The sequence below is a fragment of the Klebsiella sp. GW_Kp181 genome (assembly GCF_040062315.1).
Classification (GTDB): domain Bacteria; phylum Pseudomonadota; class Gammaproteobacteria; order Enterobacterales; family Enterobacteriaceae; genus Klebsiella; species Klebsiella oxytoca.
Window position 1 is genome coordinate 127,630 of record NZ_JBEAFR010000084.1, and the last position, 12,223, is coordinate 139,852.

Sequence of the window (12,223 nt, forward strand, 5' to 3'; positions counted from 1 at the left end):
TAGATTTAATCCGATCATAAACCCTAAAAGGATAGTGTTATGAAATACCATTCCGATACGCTTATTCCGCACAAAGCCGCCATAATGTCCGCACCGGCCAATCTGCTGGCGGAGGAGGTTTGCCTTCCGGCCGCGCTGCTGAAAAAAACGGCGCTGGAAAATAACATCGCCTGGATGCAGCGTTACGCCGACGCGCGCGGCGTCTCGCTGGCCCCGCACGGTAAAACAACGATGACGCCGTGGATTTTTCAGGCGCAGCAGCGGGCGGGCGCATGGGGAATCGGCGTCGGCAGCGCCTGGCAGGCCAGCGCGGCGATGGCCAGCGGCGTTGAGCGCGTCCTGATGGTCAATCAGCTGGTCGGCAGGGCGAATATGCAGGCGGTATCGCGCCTGAAAGCGCATTACCGTACGGCGGAGTTTATCTGCTGCATCGATAGCCTTGCCAACGCCCGCGCGCTGTCGACTTTCTTCGACGAACGGCGGCAAACGCTGGACGTGCTGATTGAACTGGGCGTGGCCGGTGGGCGCTGCGGCTGCCGCAGCGTTGAGGATGCGCTGGCGCTGGCGCAGGTCGCGGCGGAACTTCCGGGCCTCAGGCTGCGCGGTCTCGAACTGTATGAAGGGGTGTTACACGGCGACGATCCGCAGCCGCAGGTGGAGGCTCTGCTGCGCCAGGCCGCCGATTTGGCCTGCCGGATGGAACATCTGGTTGAGGGGGAGTTTGTGCTGACCGGAGCCGGTACCGTCTGGTACGACGTGGTGTGCAATATCTGGCTGGCGGCGAAGAAACCGGCGCGGTGCCGAATCGTTATCCGCCCCGGGTGCTATATCACTCACGACCGCGGGATCTACGATATCGCGCAGAAAGCGCTGGTGGCCCGCGATCCGATCGCCTGCGATCTGGGCGGTGATTTAACCTCAGCGCTGGAGCTGATGGCAATGGTCCAGTCGGTGCCGGAAGCCGATCGCGCGGTGGTGAACTTCGGCAAGCGCGACTGCGCCTTTGACGCCGGCCTGCCGCAGCCTGTGGCCCGCTATCGCAACGGCGCGCAGCTATCCGCGGAGGGGATCGAGAGCGTGGGGATTATGGACCAGCACTGTATGCTGCGCCTCGCGCCCGGCAGCGACGTGCAGGTCGGCGATATTCTGGTGTTCGGTACCTCGCATCCGTGCCTGACGTTTGATAAATGGAAAACCCTGCTGCTGGTGGACGAGCAGTATAACGTGCTGGAAGAGCTCGATACCTTGTTCTGAAGGACGCTTTCTCCCGGAGGCGGCGCGCTGCGCCTGTCCGGGCTACCGTGCTGTGAACCCGTAGCCCGGACAGGTGCGCCAGCACCGCCTCCGGGATGTTTTTCGCGCGGACAATGTATTATTCCTCTCCCTCTCCCTGCGCTCCATTCCCCAAGGCGATAAACTCCTCCAGCAGCGCGGTAAGCTGACGCATTTTTTCGACGGTAAATTGGGCTTCGATCTGACGATAGGCCTCTTCCACCTGAGCCTGGGCGCTTTCATAAAGCGTCGAACCCGCCGGCGTCAGCGAAACGTAGAGCTTGCGCTGGTCATTTACCGGTTTTAAACGCAGCACCAGGCCGTCGCGTTCCATACGGGTCAGGATGCCGGTCAGGCTCGGACGTAAAATACAGGCGCGAAAGGCCAGATCGTGAAAATCCATCGACGGATGTTCGGCGAGGATACGCACGATACGCCACTGCTGCTCGGTCAGATTGTGGCGTTTAACGATGGGCCGAAAGTGGGCCATCGCCGCTTCCCGCGCCTGCAGCAGCGCGATAGTTAACGAATCATGCATCACATACCTCTGAAGTAAATCCCCAATCTGTTAATAAGTTAATAATTAGCGCTAATTCCCTCCGAAGGCAACCGGTTTCTGCCTCTGAAAAGTACCAGATGGTACAACTATTTTTGTTATCTAATTGATTAATATTAACTAAAATACAAATCTGTAAATTTATTGTTAATCCGATCACAAAACATTCACTTCTGTTTGCCAAACATTCCCGCAAAGCATAAAAGATGATCATTAACATATTAATGAATTAACTGACTTCCCAAATCCGTAGCAGAGGAGTGGTAAATGAAAGGTACCATCTTCGCCGTGGCGCTTAACCACCGCAGCCAGCTCGACGCCTGGCGCGAAGCGTTTCAACAGGCCCCCTATAAAACGCCGCCGAAGACCGCGGTCTGGTTTATCAAACCGCGCAACACCGTTATCGGCGATGGCGAGAGCATTCCCTACCCGCAAGGCGAAACCGTGCAGAGTGGCGCCACCGTGGCGCTGATCGTCGGTAAAACCGCGCGCAAAGTCGCTGCAGAAGACGCCGCGGCTTATATCGCCGGGTACGCGCTGGCGAACGACGTCAGCCTGCCGGAAGAGAGCTTCTATCGTCCGGCCATCAAAGCCAAATGCCGCGACGGCTTCTGTCCGCTTGGCGCACTCGCGCCGCTCAGCGATGTCGATAACCTGACCATCATCACCGAAATCAACGGTCGCGAGGCGGACAGCTGGACTACCGCCGATCTCCAGCGCTCCGCCGCCGAGCTGCTGAGCGCCCTGAGCGAATTCGCCACCCTCAATCCCGGCGATGCGATTCTGATCGGTACGCCCCACTCCCGCGTTACGCTGCGCCCCGGCGATCGCGTACGTATTCTCGCCGAGGGCTTCCCGGCGCTGGAAAACCCGGTGATTGATGAAGGAGAGCTGGCATGAGGCAAGCACGTATTGAGTGGCAGGGACAGCGGCACGATGTCCAGGTGAATGAACGTGGTCAGGTCCAGCTCGCCGACGGCAGTCTGCTTAAGGAAGGCGAGTTTCGTTGGCTGCCGCCCGCCGACGGCACCCTGTTCGCGCTGGGCCTGAACTACGCCGATCACGCCAGCGAGCTGGCGTTTACGCCGCCAACCGAACCGCTGGTGTTTATCAAAGCGCCCAACACCTTTATCGGCCATAGGCAAGAGTCGGTGCGCCCGGATAACGTCGAGTACATGCACTACGAGGCTGAACTGGTGGTGGTGATCGGCAAAACCGCGCGTAAGGTCGCCGAAGCCGACGCCATGGAGTACGTAGCCGGGTACACCGTCTGCAACGACTACGCCATCCGCGACTACCTGGAAAACTACTATCGTCCCAACCTGCGGGTCAAAAGCCGCGACACCCTGACGCCGATAGGCCCGTGGATCGTCAGCAAAGAGGCGATCCCCGATCCGCACAACCTGTCGCTGTGCACCTGGGTCAACGGCGAGCTGCGCCAGCAGGGCACTACCGCCGATCTGATCTTCAGCATTCCGTTCCTGATCGCTTACCTAAGCGAATTTATGACCCTGCAGCCGGGCGACATGATCGCCACCGGCACGCCGAAGGGGCTGTCGGACGTGGTGCCGGGCGATGAAGTGATCGTCGAAGTGGAAGGCGTCGGCCGTCTGGTCAACCACATCATTAGCCAGCAGGCATATGAGGAGAAGCTGTCATGAAAAAAATTAACCACTGGATCAACGGCAAAAACGTCGCCGCCGCGGAGTATTTCCATACCACTAACCCGGCCACCGGCGAAGTGCTGGCGGAGGTCGCCTCCGGCGGGGCTGACGAGGTGAATCAGGCGGTGGCGGCGGCAAAAGAGGCGTTTCCGAAATGGGCCAATCTGCCGATGAAAGAGCGCGCGCGTCTGATGCGCCGGCTGGGCGATCTGATCGACCAGAACGTCCCGGAGATCGCCGCCATGGAGACCGCCGATACCGGCCTGCCGATCCACCAGACCAAAAACGTGCTGATCCCGCGCGCTTCGCACAACTTCGAGTTCTTTGCCGAGGTGTGCCAGCAAATGAACGGTAAGACCTATCCGGTTGATGACAAGATGCTCAACTACACCCTCGTGCAGCCGGTCGGCGTCTGCGCGCTGGTGTCGCCGTGGAACGTGCCGTTTATGACCGCGACCTGGAAGGTGGCGCCGTGCCTGGCCTTGGGGAATACCGCGGTGCTGAAAATGTCCGAACTGTCGCCGCTAACCGCTGACCGTCTTGGCGAGCTGGCGCTGGAAGCGGGTATTCCGGCGGGCGTACTGAACGTGGTTCAGGGCTACGGCGCGACGGCGGGCGATGCGCTGGTACGCCACCATGACGTACGCGCGGTATCGTTTACCGGCGGTACCGCCACCGGGCGCAACATCATGAAAAACGCCGGGCTGAAAAAGTACTCCATGGAGCTGGGCGGCAAATCGCCGGTGCTGATTTTCGAAGACGCCGATATTGAGCGCGCTCTCGACGCCGCGCTGTTCACCATTTTCTCGATCAACGGCGAACGCTGCACCGCCGGCTCGCGCATCTTCATTCAGCAGAGCATCTACCCCGAGTTCGTTAAACGCTTTGCCGAACGCGCGAATCGCCTGCGCGTCGGCGACCCTACCGACCCGAACACTCAGGTGGGCGCGCTGATTAGCCAGCAGCACTGGGAGAAAGTCTCCGGCTATATCCGCCTCGGCATTGAAGAAGGAGCGACCCTGCTGGCCGGCGGCGCGGATAAGCCCGCCGATCTGCCTGCCCATCTGAGAAACGGCAACTTCCTGCGGCCAACGGTGCTGGCGGACGTCGATAACCGCATGCGCGTGGCGCAGGAAGAGATTTTTGGCCCGGTAGCCTGTCTGCTGCCGTTTAAAGACGAGGCGGAAGGTCTGCGCCTGGCCAACGATGTGGAGTACGGCCTCGCCTCTTATATCTGGACCCAGGACGTCAGCAAAGTGCTGCGCCTGGCGCGCGGCATCGAAGCCGGAATGGTGTTCGTCAACACCCAGAACGTCCGCGACCTGCGTCAGCCGTTCGGCGGCGTGAAGGCCTCCGGTACCGGCCGTGAAGGCGGCGAATACAGCTTTGAAGTGTTCGCTGAAATGAAAAACGTCTGCATCTCGATGGGCGACCATCCGATCCCAAAATGGGGAGTCTGATATGGGAAAGTTAGCGTTAGCAGCAAAAATTACTCACGTACCGTCGATGTATCTCTCTGAACTGCCGGGTAAAAACCACGGCTGCCGCCAGGGAGCCATCGATGGGCATAAAGAAATCGGCAAGCGGTGCCGCGAGCTGGGCGTGGATACCATCATCGTCTTTGATACCCACTGGCTGGTCAACAGCGCCTACCACATCAACTGTGCCGACCATTTCCAGGGCGTCTACACCAGCAACGAGCTGCCGCATTTTATTCGCGACATGACCTATGACTATGACGGTAATCCGGAGCTCGGCCTCCTGATCGCCGACGAAGCGGTCAAACTCGGGGTCCGCGCCAAAGCGCACAACATTCCAAGCCTGAAGCTGGAGTACGGCACCCTGGTGCCGATGCGCTACATGAACAGCGATAAGCATTTCAAAGTGGTCTCTATCTCGGCGTTCTGTACCGTCCATGACTTTGCCGACAGCCGCAAGCTGGGCGAAGCCATTCTTAAGGCGATTGAGAAATATGACGGCACCGTGGCGGTCTTTGCCAGCGGCTCGCTGTCGCACCGTTTTATCGACGACCAGCGCGCCGAAGAGGGAATGAACAGCTATACCCGCGAGTTCGATCACCAGATGGACGAACGGGTCGTGAAGCTGTGGCGCGAAGGCAAATTCAAAGAGTTCTGCACCATGCTGCCGGAGTACGCCGACTACTGCTTCGGTGAAGGCAATATGCACGACACGGTGATGCTGCTGGGCCTGCTGGGCTGGGACAAATACGACGGCAAAGTAGAGTTTATTACCGAACTCTTTGCCAGCTCCGGCACCGGTCAGGTCAACGCCGTCTTCCCGCTGCCGGAAACGGCGTAAGGAGCACGCAGAATGCCGCATTTTATCGCTGAATGTACCAACAACATCCGTGAGCAGGCTGATTTACCGGGTCTGTTCGGCAAAGTGAACGCCGCGCTGGCGGCAACCGGCATCTTTCCCATCGGCGGCATTCGCAGTCGCGCCATCTGGCTGGATACCTGGCAGATGGCCGATGGCCAGCATGACTACGCCTTCGTGCATATGACGCTAAAGATTGGTACCGGACGCAGCCTGGAGAGCCGTCAGGACGTGGGCGATATGCTGTTCACGCTGATCAAAGCCCATTTCGCCGCGCTGATGGAGAGCCGCTATCTGGCGCTGTCGTTTGAGATCGATGAACTGCACCCAACGCTGAACTACAAGCAGAACAACGTACACGCGTTGTTTAAATAGGTGCGGCCCGCCCCTCTCCCGGTGGGAGAGGGTGAAAACAAGTACTGCCACAAACCCCAGGCCGGCTAAGACGCCTCCGCGTCGCCACCCGGCGCAGCAGCACTGAATGACGTAACAGGAAGCAACTATGCTCGATAAACATACCCATAGCCTGATCGCCCAGCGGCTGAACCAGGCGGAAAAACAGCGTGAACAGATCCGCGCTATTTCGCTGGATCACCCGACGATCACCATCGAAGACGCCTACGCGGTACAGCGCGAATGGGTAAATATGAAGATCGCCGAAGGCCGCGTGCTGAAAGGGCATAAAATCGGCCTGACCTCGAAAGCGATGCAGGCCAGTTCGCAAATCAGCGAACCGGACTACGGCGCGCTGCTGGACGATATGTTTTTCCACGACGGCGGCGATATTCCTACCGACCGCTTTATCGTCCCGCGTATCGAAGTAGAGCTGGCTTTCGTGCTGGCCAAACCGCTGCGCGGCCCCAACTGCACCCTGTTCGACGTCTACAACGCCACCGACTACGTGATCCCGGCGCTGGAGCTGATTGACGCCCGCTGCCACAACATCGACCCGGAAACCCAGCGCCCGCGCAAAGTCTTCGACACCATCTCCGATAACGCCGCCAACGCCGGGGTGATCCTCGGCGGCCGTCCGATTAAACCCGACGAGCTGGATCTGCGCTGGATCTCCGCCCTGCTCTATCGCAACGGCGTGATTGAAGAGACCGGCGTCGCCGCAGGGGTGCTGAATCACCCGGCCAACGGCGTGGCCTGGCTGGCGAACAAGCTGGCGCCTTACGACGTCCAGCTGGAAGCCGGGCAGATTATTCTCGGCGGCTCCTTTACGCGTCCGGTACCGGCGCGCAAAGGCGACACCTTCCACGTTGATTACGGCACCATGGGCGCGATTAGCTGCCGGTTCGTCTAGGAGGAATATGATGAATAACGCCTTTAAAGACGCCATAAAAGCGGGTCGACCGCAGATTGGCCTGTGGCTGGGACTGACCAGCAGCTACAGCGCTGAGCTGCTGGCCGGGGCCGGGTTCGACTGGCTGCTGATCGACGGCGAGCACGCGCCAAACAGCGTGCAGACGATACTGACCCAGCTGCAGGCGATCGCCCCTTATCCCAGCCAGCCGGTGGTGCGCCCCTCGTGGAACGACCCGGTGCAGATTAAACAGCTGCTGGATATCGGCGCGCAAACCCTGCTGGTACCCATGGTGCAGAACGCCGACGAAGCGCGGCTGGCAGTGAAAGCCACCCGCTATCCGCCCGCGGGTATTCGTGGCGTCGGCAGCGCCCTCGCCCGGGCCTCGCGCTGGAACCGCGTCCCGGATTATCTCCATCAGGCTAACGACGCGATGTGCGTGCTGGTGCAAATCGAAACTCGCGAAGCGCTCAACAATCTGCCGCAGATCCTCGATGTCGAGGGCGTGGACGGCGTGTTTATCGGCCCGGCGGATCTGAGCGCCGACATGGGCTTCAGCGGCAACCCTCAGCACCCGGAAGTACAGGCCGCCATTGAGCACGCCATCGGGCAAATTCGCGCAGCGGGCAAAGCGCCGGGGATCCTGATGGCCAACGAACAGCTGGCGAAGCGTTACCTGCAGCTCGGCGCGCTGTTTGTCGCCGTCGGGGTCGATACCACCCTGCTGGCCCGCGGTGCGGAAGCGCTGGCGGCACGGTTTGGCGCAGAAAAAACCGCCGAGGGTTCGTCAGGCGTCTATTAACGCCAGGTGGCGCAGCGCCACCCGGCAACCCGCAGTACCCTACAAAATTCCCATTAGAGGAAAATGATAATGAGCGATACATCATCTGCCATCCCGGAAAAGTTCGATCCGGCTAATCAGCACAAGCAGCTGACGGCGCAGCAGCAGTCGGTTATCAACAAGCTCTTTCGTCGCCTGATCGTGTTTTTGTTCGTGCTGTTTATCTTTTCGTTTTTAGATCGCATCAATATCGGCTTTGCCGGGCTGACCATGGGGCAGGATCTGGGCCTTAACGCCACCATGTTCGGCCTTGCCACCACCCTGTTTTACGCGACCTACGTCATTTTCGGCATTCCGAGCAACGTGATGCTCAGCATCGTCGGCGCCCGCCGCTGGATCGCCACCATCATGGTGCTGTGGGGCATCGCCTCCACCGCCACCATGTTCGCGACCGGGCCGAATAGCCTCTATATCCTGCGCATGCTGGTGGGGATCACCGAGGCCGGTTTTCTGCCCGGTATTCTGCTCTATCTGACCTACTGGTTCCCGGCCTTTTTCCGCGCCCGCGCCAACGCGCTGTTTATGATCGCGATGCCGGTAACCACCGCGCTGGGGTCGATTGTTTCAGGCTATATCTTGTCGATGGACGGCCTGTTGAACCTGCACGGCTGGCAGTGGCTGTTCCTGCTGGAAGGCTTCCCGTCGGTGCTGCTCGGTATTATGGTCTGGTTCTGGCTGGATGATTCGCCGTCGAAGGCCAAATGGCTGACCGCAGAAGATAAAAAATGCCTGCAGGAGATGATGGACAACGACCGCCTGACGCTGGTCCAGCCGGAAGGGGCGATCAGCCATCACGCCATGCAGCAGCGCAGCCTGTGGCGGGAAGTGTTCACGCCGATCGTGCTGATGTACACCCTGGCCTACTTCTGCCTGACCAATACGCTCAGCGCGATCAGCATCTGGACGCCGCAGATCCTCAAAAGCTTTAACGAAAGCTGCAGCAATATCACCATCGGCCTGCTGGCGGCGATCCCGCAGATTTGTACCATTCTGGGAATGATCTACTGGAGCCGGCACTCCGATAAGCACCAGGAGCGTAAGCACCACACCGCCCTGCCGTTCCTGTTCGCCGCCGCAGGCTGGCTGCTGGCGTCGGCGACCGATCACAACCTGATCCAGCTGCTCGGGATCGTGATGGCTTCGACCGGATCGTTTAGCGCGATGGCCATTTTCTGGACCACGCCGGATCAGTCGATCAGCCCGCGCGCCAGAGCGATCGGTATCGCGGTGATCAACGCGACCGGCAATATCGGATCGGCGCTCAGCCCCTTTATGATCGGCTGGCTGAAGGATATTACCGGCAGCTTCAGCAGCGGCTTGTGGTTCGTCGCCGCCCTGCTGATCATTGGCGCAGTCATTATCTGGGCGATTCCGATGAAAGGATCGCGTCCGCGCGCGACGCCGTAAGGAGCCGCTATGTGCCAGAGTCCTGTTGCCAATATCGATATTAATAAGGAGTACGATGAGAGTCTGGGAACGGAGGAGGTACATTACCAATCCTTTGCCCGGATGGCGGAGTTTTTTGGCCGCGATATGCAGGCGCACCGTCACGACCAGTATTTTCAGATGCACTTTCTCGATACCGGGCAGATTGAGCTGCAGCTCGACGATCATCGCTATTCGGTGCAGGCGCCGCTGTTTGTCCTGACGCCGCCCTCGGTGCCGCACGCTTTTATCACCGAGTCCGATAGCGACGGTCATGTGCTGACGGTGCGCGAGGATCTGGTCTGGCCGCTGCTGGAGGTGCTCTATCCCGGCACGCGGGAGGCTTTCGGTCTGCCGGGCATCTGCCTGTCGCTGGCCGATAAGCCCGAGGAGTTGGCGGCGCTGGCGCATTACTGGCGGCTGATTGAACGGGAATCGACGTCGCAGCTGCCGGGGCGGGAACACACCCTGACGCTGCTGGCGCAGGCGGTGTTCACCCTGCTGCTGCGCAACGCGAAACTTGACGATCATGCGGCCAGCGGAATACGCGGCGAGCTCAAGCTGTTCCAGCGGTTTAACCAGTTGATCGATAGCCACTATCACCAGCACTGGACGGTGCCGGATTACGCCAGCGAGCTGCATCTGACCGAATCAAGGCTAACCGATATCTGCCGCCGCTTCGCCAACCGGCCGCCCAAGCGGCTGATTTTCGACAGGCAGCTGCGCGAGGCCAAACGGCTGCTGCTATTTTCCGACAACGCGGTAAGCGAAATAGCCTGGCAGCTGGGCTTTAAAGATCCGGCCTATTTTGCCCGCTTTTTTAACCGCTTAGTCGGCTGCTCGCCGAGTGCCTATCGGGCGCAGAAAGTACCGGTGTCGTAAGATCTTTCCGGCGACGGCGCGGCGAGTTCGCAGCCGTCTGAGAGGCGGTAGCCCGGGCAAGGCGCGTCAAGCGCCGCCCCCGGGAGCAGAGCGCAGAGTCGCTGAATTTCCCGGAGGCGATGCTGCGCATCTGTCCGGGCTACAAATTCAAAACCCGCCCTGGCTTGTCGTCGGTTCACCGGAGAGCCGGGCCGGAAAATAGAAAAACCAACCCCCGCTCACATAACCTAACCCCGCCTGAAAAGTACCGACCATTGACCTAAAAGTCTCTTCACGAAAGCCGCGTTAACCGCTTCAATTGAACAACAAAAACAAAACATAAATTTAACATCGCATTCCGATTAATACTGAAGAGGTCACCTATGAAACCTGAAAATTTCCGTGCAGACGCTAAACGCCCGTTAACTGGCGAAGAGTACCTGAAGAGCCTGCAGGACGGCCGCGAAATCTATATCTACGGCGAACGCGTTAAGGACGTGACCACCCACCCGGCGTTCCGCAACGCCGCCGCCTCCGTCGCCCAGATGTACGATGCGCTGCATAAACCCGAGCTGCAGGATACCCTGTGCTGGGGCACCGATACCGGCAGCGGCGGCTATACCCACAAGTTCTTCCGCGTCGCGAAAAGCGCCGACGATCTGCGCCAGCAGCGCGACGCCATCGCTGAATGGTCGCGCCTGAGCTACGGCTGGATGGGCCGTACCCCGGACTACAAAGCCGCATTCGGCTGCGCGCTCGGCGCAAACCCGGCGTTTTATGGTCAGTTTGAACAGAACGCCCGTAACTGGTACACCCGCATCCAGGAAACCGGCCTCTACTTTAACCACGCCATCGTCAACCCGCCGATCGACCGCCATAAGCCAGCCGACGAAGTGAAAGACGTCTATATCAAGCTGGAGAAAGAGACCGATGCCGGGATCATCGTCAGTGGCGCGAAAGTGGTGGCCACCAACTCGGCGCTGACCCACTACAATATGATTGGCTTCGGGTCGGCGCAGGTGATGGGCGAAAACCCGGACTTCGCGCTGATGTTTGTCGCGCCGATGGACGCCGAAGGGGTCAAGCTTATCTCCCGCGCCTCCTATGAACTGGTCGCCGGAGCAACCGGATCGCCCTACGACTATCCGCTCTCCAGCCGCTTCGACGAAAACGATGCGATCCTGGTGATGGATAATGTGCTGATCCCATGGGAAAACGTGCTGATCTATCGCGACTTCGATCGCTGCCGCCGCTGGACGATGGAAGGCGGTTTCGCTCGCATGTATCCGCTGCAGGCCTGCGTGCGTCTGGCCGTGAAGCTCGACTTTATCACCGCCCTGCTCAAGCGCTCGCTGGAGTGCACCGGCACCCTGGAGTTCCGCGGCGTACAGGCGGATCTCGGCGAAGTGGTAGCCTGGCGCAATATGTTCTGGGCGCTGAGCGACTCGATGTGCGCCGAAGCCACGCCGTGGGTTAACGGCGCGTATCTGCCGGATCACGCCGCGCTGCAAACCTATCGCGTGATGGCGCCGATGGCCTACGCCAAAATCAAAAACATTATTGAACGCAACGTCACCAGCGGCCTGATCTATCTGCCGTCCAGCGCCCGCGATCTCAACAATCCGCAGATCAACGAATATCTGGCGAAATACGTGCGCGGATCGAACGGCATGGATCACGTCGAGCGTATCAAGATCCTCAAATTGATGTGGAACGCCATCGGCAGCGAGTTTGGTGGGCGTCACGAACTGTACGAAATCAACTACTCAGGTAGCCAGGATGAAATTCGCCTGCAGTGCCTGCGTCAGGCGCAGAGCTCCGGCAACATGGACAAAATGATGGCGATGGTGGATCGCTGCCTGTCCGAGTACGACCAGAACGGCTGGACGGTGCCGCATCTGCACAACAATACCGATATCAACATGCTGGATAAGCTGCTGAAGTAAGCGGCAGCGGGAGGT

Annotated in this window: 12 protein-coding genes; 11 read left to right on the top strand and 1 reads right to left on the bottom strand. The window is 59.5% G+C overall.

Going from position 1 to position 12,223, the window contains the following annotated elements; translation table 11 throughout:
• Window positions 1–39 precede the first annotated feature (39 nt).
• Window positions 40–1,254: an amino acid deaminase gene (locus ABLV11_RS24845; RefSeq protein ID WP_126488377.1), complete on the top strand. Its 1,215-nt coding sequence runs from the start codon at window positions 40–42 to the stop codon at window positions 1,252–1,254.
• Window positions 1,255–1,372: 118 nt separating this feature from the next.
• Here ABLV11_RS24845 and hpaR read toward each other — a convergent pair whose 3' ends face one another.
• On the bottom strand, window positions 1,373–1,810 hold the full coding sequence (hpaR, locus tag ABLV11_RS24850) for a homoprotocatechuate degradation operon regulator HpaR (protein ID WP_004110337.1): 438 nt from the start codon (window positions 1,808–1,810) through the stop codon (window positions 1,373–1,375).
• A gap of 285 nt (window positions 1,811–2,095) precedes the next feature.
• Here hpaR and ABLV11_RS24855 point away from each other — a divergent pair, with 285 nt between their 5' ends.
• The 10 genes from ABLV11_RS24855 to hpaB all read left to right on the top strand — a co-directional run bounded on the left by ABLV11_RS24855 (window position 2,096) and on the right by hpaB (window position 12,208).
• Complete coding sequence (locus ABLV11_RS24855; protein ID WP_004108542.1) at window positions 2,096–2,728, top strand: fumarylacetoacetate hydrolase family protein; 633 nt, start codon at window positions 2,096–2,098, stop codon at window positions 2,726–2,728.
• The gene (locus ABLV11_RS24860) at window positions 2,725–3,489 is read left to right on the top strand and encodes a fumarylacetoacetate hydrolase family protein (protein WP_126488375.1); all 765 of its coding nucleotides are present in this window, start codon (window positions 2,725–2,727) and stop codon (window positions 3,487–3,489) included. The genes ABLV11_RS24855 and ABLV11_RS24860 overlap by 4 nt, the downstream gene beginning before the upstream one ends.
• Window positions 3,486–4,952: a 5-carboxymethyl-2-hydroxymuconate semialdehyde dehydrogenase gene (hpaE, locus tag ABLV11_RS24865; RefSeq protein ID WP_004108546.1), complete on the top strand. Its 1,467-nt coding sequence runs from the start codon at window positions 3,486–3,488 to the stop codon at window positions 4,950–4,952. The genes ABLV11_RS24860 and hpaE overlap by 4 nt, the downstream gene beginning before the upstream one ends.
• A gap of 1 nt (window position 4,953) precedes the next feature.
• The gene (hpaD, locus tag ABLV11_RS24870) at window positions 4,954–5,811 is read left to right on the top strand and encodes a 3,4-dihydroxyphenylacetate 2,3-dioxygenase (protein ID WP_126488373.1); all 858 of its coding nucleotides are present in this window, start codon (window positions 4,954–4,956) and stop codon (window positions 5,809–5,811) included.
• Between the two features lie 12 nt (window positions 5,812–5,823).
• The gene (locus ABLV11_RS24875; protein ID WP_064383313.1) at window positions 5,824–6,204 is read left to right on the top strand and encodes a 5-carboxymethyl-2-hydroxymuconate Delta-isomerase; all 381 of its coding nucleotides are present in this window, start codon (window positions 5,824–5,826) and stop codon (window positions 6,202–6,204) included.
• A gap of 127 nt (window positions 6,205–6,331) precedes the next feature.
• Window positions 6,332–7,135, top strand: a complete 804-nt coding sequence (gene hpaH / locus ABLV11_RS24880; RefSeq protein ID WP_004110326.1) for a 2-oxo-hept-4-ene-1,7-dioate hydratase — start codon at window positions 6,332–6,334, stop codon at window positions 7,133–7,135.
• Between the two features lie 10 nt (window positions 7,136–7,145).
• Window positions 7,146–7,937 (top strand): 4-hydroxy-2-oxoheptanedioate aldolase, encoded by a 792-nt coding sequence (gene hpaI, locus ABLV11_RS24885; RefSeq protein ID WP_016809283.1) that lies wholly within the window; start codon window positions 7,146–7,148, stop codon window positions 7,935–7,937.
• A gap of 69 nt (window positions 7,938–8,006) precedes the next feature.
• Window positions 8,007–9,383, top strand: a complete 1,377-nt coding sequence (gene hpaX, locus ABLV11_RS24890) for a 4-hydroxyphenylacetate permease (protein WP_348855949.1) — start codon at window positions 8,007–8,009, stop codon at window positions 9,381–9,383.
• Between the two features lie 9 nt (window positions 9,384–9,392).
• On the top strand, window positions 9,393–10,283 hold the full coding sequence (hpaA, locus tag ABLV11_RS24895) for a 4-hydroxyphenylacetate catabolism regulatory protein HpaA (protein ID WP_004108556.1): 891 nt from the start codon (window positions 9,393–9,395) through the stop codon (window positions 10,281–10,283).
• Between the two features lie 362 nt (window positions 10,284–10,645).
• Window positions 10,646–12,208, top strand: a complete 1,563-nt coding sequence (hpaB, locus tag ABLV11_RS24900; protein WP_126488371.1) for a 4-hydroxyphenylacetate 3-monooxygenase, oxygenase component — start codon at window positions 10,646–10,648, stop codon at window positions 12,206–12,208.
• Window positions 12,209–12,223: the final 15 nt, after the last annotated feature.

What these genes read in the sequence shown, in the direction of transcription:
- hpaR (WP_004110337.1), bottom strand. Translation starts at nt 1,810, where the DNA reads ATGCATGATTCGTTAACTATCGCGCTGCTGCAGGCGCGGGAAGCGGCG.
- hpaH (WP_004110326.1), top strand. Translation starts at nt 6,332, where the DNA reads ATGCTCGATAAACATACCCATAGCCTGATCGCCCAGCGGCTGAACCAG.
- ABLV11_RS24860 (WP_126488375.1), top strand. Translation starts at nt 2,725, where the DNA reads ATGAGGCAAGCACGTATTGAGTGGCAGGGACAGCGGCACGATGTCCAG.
- hpaI (WP_016809283.1), top strand. Translation starts at nt 7,146, where the DNA reads ATGAATAACGCCTTTAAAGACGCCATAAAAGCGGGTCGACCGCAGATT.
- ABLV11_RS24855 (WP_004108542.1), top strand. Translation starts at nt 2,096, where the DNA reads ATGAAAGGTACCATCTTCGCCGTGGCGCTTAACCACCGCAGCCAGCTC.
- hpaX (WP_348855949.1), top strand. Translation starts at nt 8,007, where the DNA reads ATGAGCGATACATCATCTGCCATCCCGGAAAAGTTCGATCCGGCTAAT.
- ABLV11_RS24845 (WP_126488377.1), top strand. Translation starts at nt 40, where the DNA reads ATGAAATACCATTCCGATACGCTTATTCCGCACAAAGCCGCCATAATG.
- hpaB (WP_126488371.1), top strand. Translation starts at nt 10,646, where the DNA reads ATGAAACCTGAAAATTTCCGTGCAGACGCTAAACGCCCGTTAACTGGC.
- hpaE (WP_004108546.1), top strand. Translation starts at nt 3,486, where the DNA reads ATGAAAAAAATTAACCACTGGATCAACGGCAAAAACGTCGCCGCCGCG.
- ABLV11_RS24875 (WP_064383313.1), top strand. Translation starts at nt 5,824, where the DNA reads ATGCCGCATTTTATCGCTGAATGTACCAACAACATCCGTGAGCAGGCT.
- hpaD (WP_126488373.1), top strand. Translation starts at nt 4,954, where the DNA reads ATGGGAAAGTTAGCGTTAGCAGCAAAAATTACTCACGTACCGTCGATG.
- hpaA (WP_004108556.1), top strand. Translation starts at nt 9,393, where the DNA reads ATGTGCCAGAGTCCTGTTGCCAATATCGATATTAATAAGGAGTACGAT.